The sequence below is a fragment of the Pelosinus baikalensis genome (assembly GCF_020819555.1).
Classification (GTDB): domain Bacteria; phylum Bacillota; class Negativicutes; order DSM-13327; family DSM-13327; genus Pelosinus; species Pelosinus baikalensis.
The window spans coordinates 1-531 of the sequence record NZ_JAJHJB010000155.1 but is presented as its reverse complement, the minus strand read 5'-3'; the positions used below and the strand labels follow the sequence as shown (position 1 = coordinate 531).

The 531-nt window shown below is 51.0% G+C and carries 1 protein-coding gene; it reads right to left on the bottom strand.

Annotated elements, in window-relative coordinates:
* Positions 1–531 (bottom strand): amidohydrolase family protein (locus LMF89_RS25565; protein WP_229537606.1); only part of this gene is annotated, 531 nt, incomplete at both ends.

The following is a 531-nucleotide window of genomic DNA, read 5'->3' as shown; positions in this document are numbered from 1 at the left end:
TCGCAAAGCGCCCTGTTGCGATGCAGCCATGCAAATGTTCCATATTGTAATGACGGGCAATATTGATGGTTGCCATATTGTACGCATCGATTTCTGGAACGCCGTTTTCCATTGCGATGGAAATCAGCATATCCATCATGCCGTTTTCGTAAAAACTGGACGATGACCCATCTGTTGTCATGATGAACTTATCATACACCGCGATGTCGAGTTCATGAATCTCCTGCAGCAGCTTCGGCAAATCAGGACGAATGGACGAATGGCGGAGGGATACGGTATAGCCTTGGAGCAGCCTTGTCCTCACTTCTTCCCCTGTCATCGCCTCATGGTCGCAATCCGCGCCGAAGAGCATCATTTTTGCTAACGTTTTTTCCGATGCCCCTGGGAAGTGCCCCTCAACTTTCTTGCCTAGCCGTTTCGTTTCCTGCATCCAGTGAAGCATCATGTCGTCGCCTGCCATTAGCTTCGGCCAGCCTGTCAGCTCCCCACCCTGCAGCACCGCATCATGCTCCAGCCATGACTTTACATTCG